At 71.8% G+C, this 14748-nt stretch carries 8 protein-coding genes and 2 pseudogenes; 3 read left to right on the top strand and 7 right to left on the bottom strand.

What is annotated here, in order from left to right:
* Positions 1-98: 98 nt before the first annotated feature.
* Positions 99-1211, bottom strand: a complete 1113-nt coding sequence (locus ACFVIM_RS05255) for a potassium channel family protein (RefSeq protein WP_384298683.1) — start codon at positions 1209-1211, stop codon at positions 99-101.
* Positions 1212-1363: 152 nt separating this feature from the next.
* On the opposite strand from ACFVIM_RS05255, the pseudogene ACFVIM_RS05250 reads away from it, so the two are divergent.
* Positions 1364-2164: pseudogene (locus tag ACFVIM_RS05250) on the top strand (potassium channel family protein); the annotation flags it as partial.
* Between the two features lie 10 nt (positions 2165-2174).
* A complete protein-coding gene (locus ACFVIM_RS05245; protein WP_384298680.1) occupies positions 2175-3155 on the top strand; it encodes an NAD(P)H-quinone oxidoreductase in 981 nt (326 codons plus the stop codon).
* Positions 3156-3605: 450 nt separating this feature from the next.
* On the opposite strand, the gene ACFVIM_RS05240 is transcribed toward ACFVIM_RS05245, so the two are convergent.
* The 6 genes and pseudogenes from ACFVIM_RS05240 to ACFVIM_RS05215 all read right to left on the bottom strand — a co-directional run bounded on the left by ACFVIM_RS05240 (position 3606) and on the right by ACFVIM_RS05215 (position 12520).
* On the bottom strand, positions 3606-4142 hold the full coding sequence (locus ACFVIM_RS05240) for a bacterial proteasome activator family protein (protein WP_384298678.1): 537 nt from the start codon (positions 4140-4142) through the stop codon (positions 3606-3608).
* A gap of 265 nt (positions 4143-4407) precedes the next feature.
* Positions 4408-7284 carry an FtsX-like permease family protein gene (locus tag ACFVIM_RS05235; RefSeq protein ID WP_384298676.1) on the bottom strand — a complete coding sequence of 959 codons (2877 nt, stop codon included), beginning with the start codon at positions 7282-7284 and terminating at the stop codon, positions 4408-4410.
* Entirely contained in the window at positions 7281-8084 is an 804-nt protein-coding gene (locus tag ACFVIM_RS05230) for an ABC transporter ATP-binding protein (RefSeq protein WP_384298674.1), read from the bottom strand. The genes ACFVIM_RS05235 and ACFVIM_RS05230 overlap by 4 nt, the downstream gene beginning before the upstream one ends.
* Positions 8085-8908: 824 nt before the next feature.
* A pseudogene (locus ACFVIM_RS05225) lies at positions 8909-9544 on the bottom strand (PadR family transcriptional regulator); the annotation flags it as partial.
* 107 nt (positions 9545-9651) lie between these two features.
* Positions 9652-9885: a hypothetical protein gene (locus ACFVIM_RS05220; RefSeq protein WP_384298671.1), complete on the bottom strand. Its 234-nt coding sequence runs from the start codon at positions 9883-9885 to the stop codon at positions 9652-9654.
* 844 nt (positions 9886-10729) lie between these two features.
* A complete protein-coding gene (locus ACFVIM_RS05215; protein WP_384298669.1) occupies positions 10730-12520 on the bottom strand; it encodes a protein kinase in 1791 nt (596 codons plus the stop codon).
* A 559-nt stretch (positions 12521-13079) separates the two neighbouring features.
* Between ACFVIM_RS05215 and ACFVIM_RS05210 the strand changes: the two genes are divergently transcribed.
* Positions 13080-14699, top strand: a complete 1620-nt coding sequence (locus ACFVIM_RS05210) for a protein kinase (protein ID WP_384298667.1) — start codon at positions 13080-13082, stop codon at positions 14697-14699.
* Positions 14700-14748: the final 49 nt, after the last annotated feature.

Here is a 14748-nt window from a genome sequence, read left to right as displayed (position 1 = left end):
TGCTGGCCCCACCGTGGGCTCGCCGCCCGCGCCCGGCCGGGCCGAACCCCGCCCGCGAGCAGGGCCCCACCAGGTCCTCGCGGGCCGGTGGGCCGAGGTCAGTAGCTCGGTTCATCCCGGCGGATGGTGATCAGCCGGTCACCGAACTTCAGGCTCGCGCACTCCGGGTCGGTGTAGTCCATCATCCGCTGGTTGCGGATGACGGCCACCACCAGGTCGGCACACTCACGAGGAGAGCGCCCCACCTCGTTGTTGCTCACCGCGCGCTCGGCCAGATTCAGTCCACTGCCCCGGCGGGTCATCAGATCCTCCAGGGTGTCGGCCACATGGGGACTGGCCATCGAGACGCCGAGCAGACGGCCCGCCGAGCTGGAACTGGTGATCACGGTGTTGGCGCCGGACTGCTTGAGCAGGGGCACGTTCTCGTCCTCGCGGACCGCGACCACGATCGTGGCGCGCTTGTTGAGCTGGCGGGCGGTGAGGGTGACCAGGGTCGCGGTGTCATCGCGCTGGGGAGCGATGATTATCCGGCTGGCCGTCTGAAGCTCCGCCTTGATCAGGGTCTTGGAGCGGGTGGCGTCCCCGAGGACGGCGACCAGCCCATCGGAGCTCGCCGCGTCCACGGCCTTCTGCTGGGGATCGACCACCACGATCTTGTCCTTGGGGTAGCCCTGGCCGAGCAGGGTCTCGATCGAGTGCCGCCCCTTGGTGCCATAGCCGACCACGATGACGTGGTCCTGCATCCGGGAGCGCCAGCGGTGCACCTGGACCTGCTGACGGGTGCGCTCGGTGAGGACCTCCAGGGTGGTGCCGACCAGGATGATCAGGAAGAGCACCCGCAGCGGGGTGATGATGAAGATATTGGTCAGCCGGGCGAGATCGCTGACCGGTGCGATATCGCCGTAGCCCGTGGTGGAGAGGGTGACGGTGGTGTAGTAGGCCGCGTCCAGGAAATCGACCTTGCCGTCGGCGTTGTCGTTGTAGCCATCGCGGTCGAACCAGACCAGCAGGGTGGTCACCGTCAGCACCAGCAGCGCCATGGCCAGCCGCCGCAGCACCTGCTGGAGCGGGGGCACGGTGTCCTGGGCGGGCATGGTGATGGAACGCCCGGCCTCCGCGTCCTCCTTCGCCTCGCTGCGCGAGCGGTACCAGAGGGAGCGCAGGATCGAGAAGCGTCCTTTCCCGTGTGGGTGGTGTTTCTCGTCCCTCATCGCGAGCCCCCTAGCGGTGGTCCATCTCATCGGTCTGCGTGACCATGGTCCCCGATCAGCCCCGGGTCCACAGGGACCGGGGCGCCGCGTCGGGGCATGTCGCCCGAGGAGGTCGGCGAGGACATGGGCGGGGAGGGTAGCGTCTATCCGACCGTGGGAGGTTTCACGTGCGTGGACATACCGTCGTCGTCGGATACGGAACGAAAGGGCGGTCCGCGATCCAGACGCTGGCCGCGACGGGGCTGAAGAAGGACCACATCGTGGTGGTCGACCCCAGCGGCAAGGTGATCGAGGCAGCCGCCGCCGATGGCTTCGCCGGAGTGGTCGGGGACGCCACCCGTAGCGATGTCCTGATCAAGGCCGAGGTCCAGCGGGCCGGGCAGATCATCATTGCCACCCAGCGCGATGACACGGCGGTGCTGGTGACGCTTACGGCGCGCCAGCTCAACCGCGAGGCGAAGATCGTCGTGACCGTGCGGGAGGAGGAGAACGCCCCGCTGCTCAAGCAGTCCGGTGCCGACGCGGTGATCACCAGCGCGAGCGCCGCCGGACGGCTGCTGGGTCTCTCCGTGCTCAGTCCCAGTACGGGCGCGGTGATGGAGGACCTCATCCAGCAGGGCAGCGGACTCGACCTGGTGGAACGGCCGGTGATAAAGGCCGAGGTGGGACGCGATGTCCGGGAGACCCAGGATCTTGTCGTCAGCGTGGTACGAGGACACCGGCTGCTGGGGTACGACGACCCGGCCGCCAGTCCGCTGCGGCTGACGGACCGGGTGATCACGATCGTCCGGGCGGAGGGCACCGGCAGCGCGCGCACCGGCGGCGGCACGGGTGAGGACACCCCTCCGTCGTCGTCACCGTCCGTCTCCCCCGCGTACCCCGCCGTTCCCCCGTCGTCCTCCGCCGCGTCACCACCGCCCCGCACCGGCGAGGAGCGGCGTCGACGGGGGTAGCCTCGCGGCCATGCATGCGATCACGATTCCCGAACCGGGTGGGCCCGAGGCGCTGGTGTGGGCGGAGGTGCCCGATCCGGTGCCCGGCGAGGGTGAGGTCCTCGTCGAGGTGGTGGCGAGCGGTGTCAACCGTGCCGACCTGCTCCAGCGACAGGGCTACTACGATCCACCGCCGGGAGCCTCGCCGTACCCCGGTCTTGAGTGTTCCGGCCGGATCACCGCGCTGGGCGCGGGGGTCGCGGGCTGGGCCGTCGGGGACGAGGTCTGCGCGCTGCTCTCCGGCGGCGGCTATGCCGAGAAGGTCGCGGTACCGGCCGGACAGCTGCTGCCGGTGCCCCAAGGGGTGGACCTGGTCACGGCGGCCGCGCTGCCGGAGGTCACCACCACGGTGTGGTCCAACGCCTTTATGATCGCCCACCTCCGTCCCGGGGAGACCCTGCTGGTCCACGGCGGTGCCAGCGGCATCGGCACCATGGCGATCCAGCTCGCCAAGGCGGTCGGGGCCACGGTGGCCGTCACGGCCGGGTCGCCGGAGAAGCTGGCCCGCTGCGCCGAGCTGGGCGCGGACATCCTGATCGACTACCGGAAGCAGGATTTCGTGGACGAGCTACGCCGGGCGACCGGCGGCTCGGGCGCGGATGTGATCCTCGACATCATCGGAGCCAAGTACCTGGACCGCAATGTCCGGGCGCTCGCGGTCAACGGGCGGCTCGCGATTATCGGCCTCCAGGGCGGGGTCAAGGGCGAGCTGAACCTGGCGACCCTGCTGAACAAGCGGGCCGCCGTGACCGCGACCTCACTGCGGCGGCGTCCCCTCGGGGAGAAGGCGTCGATCGTGGCGGCGGTGCGCGAGCATGTGTGGCCGCTGATCGAGACGGGCCGGGTACAGCCGATCGTGGACCGGCGGATCGCCCTGCCGGAGGCGCCGGAGGCCCACCGTGTGGTGGCGGCCAGCGGCCATGTGGGCAAGGTACTGCTGCTGAACGGCTGAACGGCTGAACGGCTGAACGGCTGAACGGCTGAACGGGCTGGACCGCTCACCGTGCGACGGTGGCGCGGTACCGGCGACACGACGGTCGGAGCCGTCGCCGACCACGATCGCCGATGACCGCTGAAGGGCGCCGCCACGCCCGGTCACGGTCCGCTGTCACCGCTGGTGGCCGTTGGTGGCGGTGGGCTCATGCGTCCATCGGCCGCCGCGAGGCCGCCGCGAGGGCGCCGGGCCGGGGTCGGGCCGGGGTCGGGTGATCCGACCCGCGCGGGCGGAGGCCGGCGGGCGCCCCGGGGCCGACCCGCTCCCGCCGTCGGCTCCTCTGGTCCGCTCATGGCCAGTGGTTCCCCGGGGCGGCGCCACCGCTCCGCGTCGTCATCGCTTCCGGTCCCGGATCCGCGGGGATCGCCATCGATCCCCCGCGCGTCCGGCTACCGGCCGACGGACGGGCTACAGATACGGGCCCGACCGGACCGGACCGGAGTGCGGCGGCTCGTCCTCGTGGGAGGCGCCCGGCGGAAGGGCGCGGCGCATCTGCTCCAGCTGGGCGCGGGCCGCCATCTGCTGGGCGAAGAGCGCCGTCTGGATGCCGTGGAAGAGCCCCTCGAGCCAGCCCACCAACTGGGCCTGCGCGATACGCAGTTCGGCCTCGGAGGGGACCGCCTCATCGGTGAAGGGAAGCGAGAGCCGCTCCAGTTCCTCCACCAGCTCCGGCGCGAGTCCGTCCTCCAGTTCCTTGACCGAACTGGAGTGGATCTCCTTGAGCCGGACTCGGCTCGCCTCGTCCAGAGGAGCCGCGCGGACCTCCTCCAGAAGCTGCTTGATCATGCTGCCGATGCGCATGACCTTCGCGGGTTGTTCGACCATGTCCGTGATCGGGAGCTCGCGCGACTCGTCGTCGGGGCTGCCGCCGAGGGCCATACCGTCTTGGCCCACGATCAGGACGTGCGGATTCTCCTGTGACCGTTCATTGCTCGGCATCTCCATGCGGACATTGTCGCGTACCGGGGCGTTCGCGCGGGGCGCCCCTGGAGGAGAGTGATCGTCGTCGCACCACGCCCCGGCCGGGGGGAGAGCGCCGGGACGCCCGGGAACGCGAAGGGCGGGGCCGCACGGCCCCGCCCCTCCCGCCCCTCAGCCCACCTCGGTGCGCTTCCCAGCCCACCTCGGTCTCCCCCGGGTCACCGGGCTCCGCCGGGGCGCTGAGACCTCTTCTGGGTCACCGGCCAGAGCGCCGGACCACCGGCCGCCGTCAGTTCACCGCGCGACGGGCGAGGGCGCCCCGGGAGCGGGTGAGCAGGGCGGCCAGCAGCGTCGCGCCCAGCGGGACCACGATCAGCAGGGCCAGCAGCGTCGGCCAGGGGATCACGATCGGGACGAAGGGCATGCCTTCGGCCGAGCCGAAGCCCCGGGCCAGCTCCGCCTCGTAGTACTCCATCCGCTCCCGGCGGTCGGCCAGCCGCAGCCCGATCGCGGGCAGGACACCCGCCACCGACCCGAGGATCACACCCATCGCGGCCACCACACCGCACTGGAAGCCGCTGAGCGTCCGGCGTACCCGGGGCGGGGCGCCGACGGCGGCCAGCGTCTTCAGATCCGCCTCGGCGTCGGACTGGGCCAGCCCGGTGGCGATCCCGGCCGCGCCGATGGTGATCAGTCCGGCGAAGGCCAGCAGGGCGAGTGTGTAGATGTCGTTCTCGCTGGTGTAGCCCTCCTCGATGCGGAGCATCGCGTCGGAGCCGATCTTCTCCAGATCCCGTTCGAGGCGCTGGCGCTGCTCCGAGCCCGGCAGCTTGTCGGTGGAGTAGTACGCACCGTAGGCGACCGTCGACAGACGGGCGTCCTTCATCGCCTCCTTGGGGATGAGCAGCGGGATGCCGTAGGAGGCCCCCACATCGCCGGCCTTGTGGGCGGTCAGGGTCCGGATCTCGCCGGGGACCGGCTTGGACGCGGCCTCGGCCTTCTCGGCGGCCTTGAGATCGGTGATCAGCTTGATGCCGACCCGGTTCGAGGTGTCGAGGTAGCGGTGGTCGAAGGCGAGAGCCTTGCCGTCCTGGAACGCCTTCACCGTGGCGGGGTCGGTGATCCCCAGGACCTTCAGGATCGACGCGTCGCCGATGAGCATGTCGGTGTAGCCGTAGTGGCCGTCCATCGGCTCCTTGCAGCGCCAGTCCTTGGAGAGCTCGCGGCGCTCGGCGACCGAGTACTTCATGGCCGGGTCCTCGCCCGGACGGGCCGCGTCGCCGGCCCACAGCGGGCACTCGTTGGCCTTGGGCGTGACCAGTTCATAGCGGCCACACCCCTTCTCGTTGGTCGAGTACGCGCCGTACATCGAGCATCCGGGGCTGCCGACCACGAGCCGGTCCACATCGGCTCGTATGTCCACCGGGAGTGCCTTCTGGACGGCGGCGCGGATCTGCGGCACGTCCCGGGCCCCGCCCGCCTCCTCGACCATCACGGAGACGGCCCCGTGCGGCATGCTCGCCTGGTACTGGGCCCGCTGCTCGGAGTCGCTGCTCGCCGCGTAGGTCGCCACGGCGACCGTGCCCGCCACGGCCGCCAGGACGGCGGCGACCGCCGGGGCCGTGCGCCCCCGGTTACGGACGGCGTCCCGCAGCGCGAGCCGGGGGGAGAGCGGCAGGAAGCGCCCGATCCGGCCGAAGAGTCCGACCAGCGCCGGGGTCATGGCGACCACGCCCAGCTCGGCGATGGCGCTGCCCGCGCCCACGATGACGATGCTGTCGCTGAGGGTGGAGCCGTAGAGCGCGATGGCCGCGCCCAGGGCCACGGCGACCAGCCCGATCGTGGGCAGCACCCTGCTGGTGCGGCGGACACCACGGCGGCCGGTGAGGGAGGCGAGGACGGGCTGGCGGGCGGCGTTGACGGCCGGGACGAGCGCGGCCAGGAGCCCGGTGATCACCGCGAGCAGGGCGATGCCCAGCAGCTCCAGCGGCCGGATGTCCAGCGCCCCGAAGCGTTCACCGACCAGGTCCTCCATCGTGGTGCGCAGCGCCAGCGTCAGCACCATGCCCAGCGCGGTACCGACCAGGGCCGCGGCCACCCCGAGCACCAGTCCGCTGGCGAGCACGATGGCGCGGACATGGTGGCGGTCACCGCCGTTGGCGCCGACGAGACCGAGCTGGCGGCGCGAGCGCCGGGCGCCGACCGCGAAGGCGGGACCGGCGAGCAGACAGATCTCCAGCATGGCGAGGCCGACGACCGTGGCGACGACGGCCAGCGTCATCATGTCCGCCCCGGTGCTGTAGGCGTACCCTCCGTGGCCCTCCTGCTGGTAGAGCGGCACATCGGACCGGGCCGGCGGGTCCAGGATCACGGCGCGGGACTCGACCACCACACCCTTGGTGTTGATCTGCTTGACCATGTTCCACGTGAAACCACCGCGCAGCGCGAGCAGATGAGTGGTGTGGGCGTCCGTCGTGGGCAGACCCGCCTTCTCCAGCGCCTTGTCCAGCGGTGCGAGCAGCGCGTCCGGCAGGGCGGTGACCTGGTCGACCTTGAGCAGGCCGGGCAGCTCATAGGAGCCGACGATGGTGTACGGACGGTCCAGGGTGCGTGCCTGGAGCGTGGAACCGACCGAGAGTCCGCTGTTCTTGAGGAAGGACGTGGTGGCGGCCACCTCGTCCGACTTCCGCGGGAACCGGCCGTCGCGGAGCCGCATCATGCCCTTGACCATGCGGTCACTGGACTTGATCTCACGGATCTCGGTGCTCAGCAGACCGTGTTTGGTACGGAGCTTGGCGTGGCCCGAGGTGTCACTCAGGATGGTCGTGCCCGCCGGGATCGCCTTGAGCACATCCGTGGAGCCCTGGGGATAGGGCTTGTTCTCGAAGTTCCCCACGGGGGAGACGCTGTCTCCGTTGGGGGCCTGATACACGGGGACCCCGCCCGTACCGGCGTCCCGCATCCGGGCGTCGGCCCGTCCGATATCGCGGGAGAGCTTCTCGGCGGGGGAGAGTTCGGCGGTGCGCAGGGTGATGTCGGCGGCGCTGACACCGACGATCGGCAGGGCGAGCATCGCGAGGACGAGCAGGCTGCGGCCCTTGTTGCGCCAGGCGTCACGGCGGGCGATGCGTATCGCGGTCCGCCAGGCATGGAACCAGCTGTTCACAGTTCGGCCGCCCCCTGGCCGGAGTGGCCTGAGCCCCACACCGGCCCCGATCCGGAGCCGGAGAGGCCGGTCAGCAGCGAGTCGGCGTGGCTGCGGACGGTCTGGTCGACGACGGCACCGTCCCTGAGGAAGACCACCCGGTCCGCCCAGGCCGCGAAGCGCGGTTCGTGGGTGACGAGGATGGCCGCGGCTCCGGCGTCACACCGCGCGCGCAGCAGCGCGAGCACGGCCTCGCCGGTCTCGGAGTCCAGGGCGCCGGTCGGTTCGTCGGCCAGGACCAGTCGCCGCCCGCCGACCAGCGCCCGGGCGATGGCGACGCGCTGCTGCTGACCGCCGGACATCTCATCGGGGAAGCGGTCGGCGAGATGGCTCAGCTCCATCTCCGCCAGAGCGGCCACGGCCTCCTTGCGGGCCTTGCGGGCGGAGACTCCGTCCAGCTCACGGGGGAGGGAGACGTTCTCGGCCGCGGTGAGCGCCGGGATCAGGTTGTAGTCCTGGAAGACATAGCCGATGCTGCGGCGGCGCAGTGCGGCGAGGGCCTTGCGGTCGGCGGTGGTGATGTCGGTGTCCTCGACGATCACCTGTCCCGAGGTGGGCAGATCGAGCCCGCCCGCGATGGTGAGCAGCGTGGACTTGCCCGAGCCCGACGGGCCCATGACAGCGACGAGTTCACCGGGGAAGACATCCAGGTCGATCCCGCGCAGGGCGTGCACCTCGGTGGCGCCGCTGCCGTGGACCCGGGTCAGTTGCCGGAGTTGCAGCACAGGCTTCTGTGACTGCTGGGACAGAGAAGTGGACATGGTCAGGTCCCCCTAGGACGGAAGTGGTCGAGCGGCGGCTCCGGGGTTCGCGGGGGTAGGGGCGCGAGCCGGAGCGAGCGGTGGGAGTGGGGCGCGGGATGGATACGCGCGCCGTGACGACGGGAAAGAGTGACGCGTCGTCCTGACATCGGTACGTGGTGAGAAAGCGGTGGAGCGGAGAGGAGCGGTAGGCGGAACGAGGTGGGGCAGGCGATCGAGCGGTCGGGCCGCCCCGCCCCAGGGGTGGTCTCGGTGGCGGGGGATGGCCCGGGTGATCGCGTGATGACGGGCTCGGAGCCGCCGTGACGGATCGTGCGACGGGCGGTTCGCGACGCGGGATCACTGCGCGGGGATCCCGGGACGGGAATCACGGGACGAGCGGTGCGGGTGGGGTGGTGGGTGGGGACGGGGTGTGCGGGCGGGCGGCCGTGGGGACGACCGCGCGAGGGGCGGTACCGGAGTGCGGCGGCGGTACGAGGAGAAGGAGTGCGAGGAGAAGGAGTGCGAGGAGAAGGAGTTACGAGCGGTACGAGCGGTACGGACGAGGAGAAGGGAGGAAGAAGGGCTACGGAGGCGCGGGCGGGGCCGGGCGGCTGTCAGCCCCTGCGGAAGAGGCGGCCCGCCCGGCCCGCCGCGGCGGCCGTGCTGACGGGGGCGGGTACCCCGCCAGGGTCGTCATCACCGGGATCGGAGCCGAAACCGGATCCGGAGCCGGTGCCCGAACCAGGATCGGAACCGGAACCCGAACCCGGACCTGAACTGGGGCCCGAACCGGGGCCGGAATCCGAACCGGGACCGGAACCGGAGTCTGTCCTGGCCGCGCCGGGCCCGCCAGAGGCACTCCCGGCCGCCCCCTCTCCGGCCGCCTCCGGCCCCGCCCCGCCCACCGCCCCGGCGTCGGGCGAGGAGCGGGCCAGCAGGGAGAGCCGCACAAGCCGGACCTCGCAGTGGTCGAGCCAGCGCGCCTCGGCCTCCGTCTGGAAGATGAGCTGTTCCAGGACGAGCAGCCAGGCCACGTCGTCGCGTTCGCGGGGACCCCCGGTCTCGATCGCGGCCAGGGCCTGCACCTTGAGACGGGTGTAGTCCTGCATCGCCCTCACGGTGTGGTGCCGCTGGGACTGGATGACCTTGCGGATATCGACGCCAGGGGCACCGATCGCCATCGCCAGCTTGATGGAGAGTTCGTCCCGGGGCGGGCTGCTGCGGTCGACCGGGCTGGTGAACCAGTTCCGCAGCTCGTCGCGGCCGTGGTCGGTGATCGAGTACAGGACGTGCCCCGCCGTGTCCTGGCCGCCTTGGGCGACGAGGCCGTCCCGTTCCAGCCGGTTCAGGGTCGTATAGACCTGACCGACGTTCAGGGGCCAGGTGGCTCCGGTACGCGACTCGAACTCGGTGCGCAGTTGTGAGCCGTAGCGCGGCCCGTGTTCGAGGAGGGCGAGCAGCCCGTGACGGATGGACATACCGAGTATGTATACCGGGTATGCCGTCTCACTCCAACCGTCCCCAGGGGGAGTTGTCCTCTCCGTCGCAAGGGGGACCTGAAGATGGAATGGCCCGTTCCGGGGGCTCAGTGACGCCGTATCCGTACACCCAGGAAGCCGATGCCGAGGCCCATCAGCGCCATGCCGACGCCCAGCGAGAGGGGGGAGATCCGGTGCGGGGCCGTGGCCGGGGCGAGGGCCTCGGATCCGCGCTGACGTGCCAGAGCGGGATCCCGGGGGTGGGTGCCCGGGGGTGGGGAGACGGTCGCGGTGGCGGCCAGGTCGCCCGCCTCGTCCGCCGTGAGTGCCGGGTCGTCCATCGCGGGAGGGACTGCGCCAGGGTCATCGCTGGAGGAGGGTGGGGACGGCGGCACGGAACCGGGACGAATCTGTGACACATCGAGGGCCGTCGATGGATCAATCGCCCCAAGGTGCTCCTGTGGCCACTCCCGTCCCGGCCGTGAGCGTCCCTCGCCCGCCGATCGCCCGGCGAGCGACGGCCCGACCACGGGCGCGGGCCCGATGGCGGGCGGGTGCTCGTCCTCCCGTTCGGTCAGGGGAGGCGGTACGAGAACGGCTCCCCCGGCTCCCCCGGCGATCACCGCGCCCCCGGGTGGTGCGGGGGTGCGTACGACACCCACCAGGGCCGGAACTCGCTCTTCCGGCATGCGGGGTGCCACTCGGGTGTCCGGTTCGGCTCCCGCGACGGCCATCGCGCCCGCCAGTAGCGCCGACGCCGCCGCGAGGGCGAGGGCGCACCGTGCGCGGACCCCTGGAGTCATCGGGTGACCCCCTCCCGTACCGGTTCCGGCCGCGTGGTCCGCGCGGCCGCGATGGCGGTGGTGATGACGGACTCAGCGTCACACGACGTGATGAATCCGGCATCTCGGGAGGGTGGGTGGGGGGAGTGGTGCCGGGTGGGTGGGAGGAGTGGTGCCGGGTGGGTGGGAGGAGTAGCGCCGGGGTGGCGGGAGGAGTGCTGCCGGGGGGTGGCGGGGGTGCGCTGCGGGGTCCCGGTGATCCCGCCGGAACCCTGGCGCTCCGACCGCCCCCGTCGGGCCCGGCGCCCGAGCCCGTCCGGCGCCCGAGCCCGTCCGGCGGCCCGGCGGTCCGGCGGCCCGGCGGTCCGGCCCCGCCGGGCGGTCATGAGCCCGCCCGGCGGTTCTAGCTTCCGGACGACCTGCCCGTCGAGACCTTCAGTTCGTACTCCTGGTCCTCGGGCGTCACGGCGACCCCCTTCCCCGGGTACTGCTCGATCACCGCGTCCCGGGGCCACTGGGTGTTCTCCACCTCCGTGACCTTCCAGGTCCAGCCCGCCGCCCGCAGGCACTCCTTCACGGAGAGCAGGTCCTTGTAACGGAGATCGGGCGCGAGCACCTTCGCCGGGTCGGAGGTGTCCTCCATGGCCTCCGCACACCGCTGGGGGTCGATGGTGCGGGTACGGTCCGGCGCGATCACCGCCGACCCGCCGCCCTTCTGCCCGGCGCCGCTCCCGTTCCCGGCCGCGTCCTCGCTCGTGCCGGGGCCGCCGTCCCGGTCGTCGCCGGTTCTGAGCAGGCCCTGCGCCGCGACGATCGCCAGTATCACCAGCAGGAACACGAGCGCGAGCAGGGAGGCTCTCCGGCGCGTCGGTGACCGCCGGGGCGCGGGTCGCGGCGCCGGGGAGACGGTGTACGAGAAGGCGCGCGCGGCCGGGGCGGACGGCGGCCCGTAGCCCGGGCCGGCCGGATAGCCGTACGAGGGAACGGGCGCGGGGCCCGGAGCGGGCGCCGGAGGCCCGTAAGGACCCGGCGGGTACGCCGCGTACCCGCCGCCCATGCCCTGCCCCGGGATACCCGCCGCAGGCGCTCCTGGAGCCCCTGTGGCCCCACTGCCCCCACCTGCTCCCACGGGAGTACCACCTGCTCCCACGGGACCACCGCCCCCGTCGGCCCCCACGGGAGGGAAGACCGCCGCCGACACACCCGCGCCGCTGGGCAGCGCGGCCCCCGGCACGATCGCCGGCGGTGGCGTCCGCCCGGCCGCCGCGACCCGGGCGCACTCCTCGCGCATGGTGGCCGCGCTGGGAAAGCGCTCGTTCGGGTTCTTCCTCAGGGCGCGGGCCACGAGCGCGTCCATCGCGGGCGTGACCGAGCGGTTGACGCCGGAGGGCGCGAGGGCCTCCCGCTGGACATGGGCGTACGCGATGGAGAGAGGGGAGTCGCCCTCGAAGGGGAGGCGGCCGGTCAGCAGTTGGAAGAGCATCACACCGACCGAGTAGAGGTCGGCCCGCGCGTCCACCGAGCGGCCGAGCGCCTGCTCGGGGGAGAGGTACTGGGGGGTGCCGACGACCATGCCGGTCTGGGTCATGGAGGTCACACCGGACTGCACCGCCCGCGCGATGCCGAAGTCCATCACCTTGATGTCACCGCGCCGGGTCACCATCACATTGCCCGGCTTGATGTCCCGGTGGACCAGTCCGCTCTCGTGGCTGGCCTCCAGCGCGGAGAGCACCTCCGCCGTCACCTTCAGCGCCCGCTCGGCGGGCATGGCGCCGTACCGCTCGATGTCGTCGTGGAGTACCGCGCTGAGCGAGTCCCCCTCCACGTACTCCATGACGATGTACGGCATCGGCGCGGCGCCGGGGACGAGGGAGTCCTCGCCGGTGTCGTACACCGCGACGATATGGGGGTGGGAGAGCTTGGCGACGGCCTGGGCCTCACGGCGGAAGCGTTCCCGGAAGGACGGCTCGCGGCCCAGTTCGGTGTGGAGGGTCTTGATCGCGACCTGGCGGTCGAGCGCGGTGTCATAGGCGAGATGGACACGGGCCATGCCGCCCTCGCCGAGCGGAGAGAGCACCTGGTAGCGACCGCCCGCGAGCGAACCGCCCGCCGTGCCGCCCGGACCGCCCGCCGTGCCGTCCGGACCGCCCGAACCGGCCTCTGAACCGGCCCCTGAACCACGCGAGTCGGCCACGGAAGCACCCGTATCGCTCGTCACCCCCGGCCCAGCCGGGCCCGCCACCGGAGGTGTGCCTTCCGCAGGTCCCGAGGCGTGCTGTCCGAGGACGGGGTGTCCCGAGGCGTCATACCCGGGGGAGTGGTGTCCGGGGGAGTACCGCCCGGGTGCGGGGTGTCCGGGGGCGTTCGCCGTGTCCCCGGGGGTTTCCCCGCGCGTGCCGTCCTGGCCCATGACCGCATCTCCCCCTGGCGCGGCGAGCCGGGTGGATCCACCGCCCGTGGCCCGGCGGTCCGCGTTCCGACTCCCCGTGATCGCTGTGCTTCCTGTGATCCCTGAGACGGGGGCAAGTCTGCCTCAGGGGTCCGACACGTCAAGCGCCGAGCCCCGCTGGTGACCGTGAGCACAGGAAGCGTCCCGGTAGCGTTACAGCTGTGCCACGAAATTTGCGTGGCCGTGCTCACAGCGGGTTTGATGACCGGTCCATCTCGGGCTGGCCTCCCCTATGAAGGCTGTAGCGTGAGCCGAGGCTCTTCATTCACGGATATGACTTTCCCGGATACGACGGCGAGGACTGATGGCACCCGATCCCGAAGCTGATGGCGGCGGTGTGCCGGACTCCCCGGAATCCTGGGGGATCGACGGACTGGTCGGCGAGGGCCGCTACCGGCTGACGGGTCGGCTGGGCCGTGGTGGCATGGCGGAGGTCTTCGCCGCCGAGGACATCCGCCTCGGCCGTACGGTCGCGGTGAAGCTGCTCCGCGCCGACCTCGCCGAGGACCCCGTCTCCAAGGCCCGCTTCACCCGCGAGGCGCAGTCGGTGGCCGGGCTCAACCACCACAACATCGTCGCGGTGTACGACTCCGGCGAGGACATGGTGGCCGGGCAGTCCGTCCCCTACATCGTGATGGAGCTGGTCGAGGGCCGCACCATCCGCGATCTGCTGATCAACGCGGCCGCGCCGCCGACCGAGCAGGCGCTGGCCATCGTCTCCGGGGTGCTGGACGCGCTGGCCTACTCCCATCAGCACGGGATCGTGCACCGGGACATCAAGCCCGCCAACGTGTCTATCACCACCACGGGCGCGGTCAAGGTGATGGACTTCGGCATCGCCCGCGCGCTGCACGGCGCGTCCACGACGATGACGCAGACCGGCATGGTCATGGGCACGCCCCAGTACCTCTCCCCCGAGCAGGCGCTGGGCAAGGCCGTCGACCACCGTTCCGACCTCTACGCGACCGGCTGTCTGCTCTACGAACTGCTGGCGCTGCGGCCCCCGTTCACCGGGGAGACCCCGCTCTCGGTGGTCTACCAGCATGTCCAGGACATCCCGGTGCCGCCGTCGCAGACCTCGGACGTGGTGCCGCCGGAGCTGGACGGGCTGGTGATGCGGTCGCTGGCGAAGGACCCGGACGACCGGTTCCAGAGCGCCGAGGAGATGCGCGGACTGGTCCAGTACGCGCTCCAGATGCTCCAGCAGCAGGGCAGCCACAACGGTCACTGGAACACCGGGCCGGTGCAGGGCCCGGACGGCATGACCCAGTCGATGGGCCTGACCCGCGCGATGGGGGCGACCGCCGCGCACCATCCGGTGCACGGCAACACCGCGCAGGGGCCGATACTGCCGCCGCTCAATCCGGACGACGGCGGATACGACGGCGCGCCCCGGGGTGGCGGCGGTCGCCGCCGCGCCCCGGTGGTGCTGGCCGCCGTGCTGGCGGTGGTCGTGATCGTCTCGGGGATCGCGTACGCGTTGAGCAACCGCGACAAGCCCGGCGACAACTCCCCGCCCAAGGAGACCGTCAAGACCTCCCAGAACCCGGTGGCGCCCAAGCCCAAGCCGTCCGAGCCGACGAAGGAGACCGAGAACGACTCGGAGCGGGAGCGGGAGACCGGCGGGAACAACCAGCGGCCCACCAACGACTGGAACAACGGCAGCAACAGCGGCGGCAACCAGCAGCCGGAGAAGCCGACGAAACCCAAGGACGACAACACCGCCCCGTCCACGCCCAACAGCCCGCCGCCCAACAACAGTCCGGACCCGACCAACTCCGGCGACCCGGGCGACGGCTCCGGTGACCCCGGCGACGGCGCGGGCGACCCGGGCGACGGCGCGGGCGACCCCGGCACCGGACCGGGCGAGACGGTCGGCGAGCCGGGCACCGTCGACGGTGCCGAAGGCGGCGACTCCGCCTGACGGACACCTGCTCTGAGCGGGTCTGAGTGAGTCTGAGCGCGTACGAAGG

Source organism: Streptomyces sp. NPDC057638, assembly GCF_042800315.1.
Taxonomy (GTDB): Bacteria; Actinomycetota; Actinomycetes; order Streptomycetales; family Streptomycetaceae; genus Streptomyces.
Note: the sequence above shows the minus strand (reverse complement) of the source record. Positions and strands in the feature narration are given on the sequence as shown.

What these genes read in the sequence shown, in the direction of transcription:
- ACFVIM_RS05255 (WP_384298683.1), bottom strand. Translation starts at nt 1,211, where the DNA reads ATGAGGGACGAGAAACACCACCCACACGGGAAAGGACGCTTCTCGATC.
- ACFVIM_RS05245 (WP_384298680.1), top strand. Translation starts at nt 2,175, where the DNA reads ATGCATGCGATCACGATTCCCGAACCGGGTGGGCCCGAGGCGCTGGTG.
- ACFVIM_RS05240 (WP_384298678.1), bottom strand. Translation starts at nt 4,142, where the DNA reads ATGGAGATGCCGAGCAATGAACGGTCACAGGAGAATCCGCACGTCCTG.
- ACFVIM_RS05230 (WP_384298674.1), bottom strand. Translation starts at nt 8,084, where the DNA reads ATGTCCACTTCTCTGTCCCAGCAGTCACAGAAGCCTGTGCTGCAACTC.
- ACFVIM_RS05220 (WP_384298671.1), bottom strand. Translation starts at nt 9,885, where the DNA reads ATGGACGACCCGGCACTCACGGCGGACGAGGCGGGCGACCTGGCCGCC.
- ACFVIM_RS05210 (WP_384298667.1), top strand. Translation starts at nt 13,080, where the DNA reads ATGGCACCCGATCCCGAAGCTGATGGCGGCGGTGTGCCGGACTCCCCG.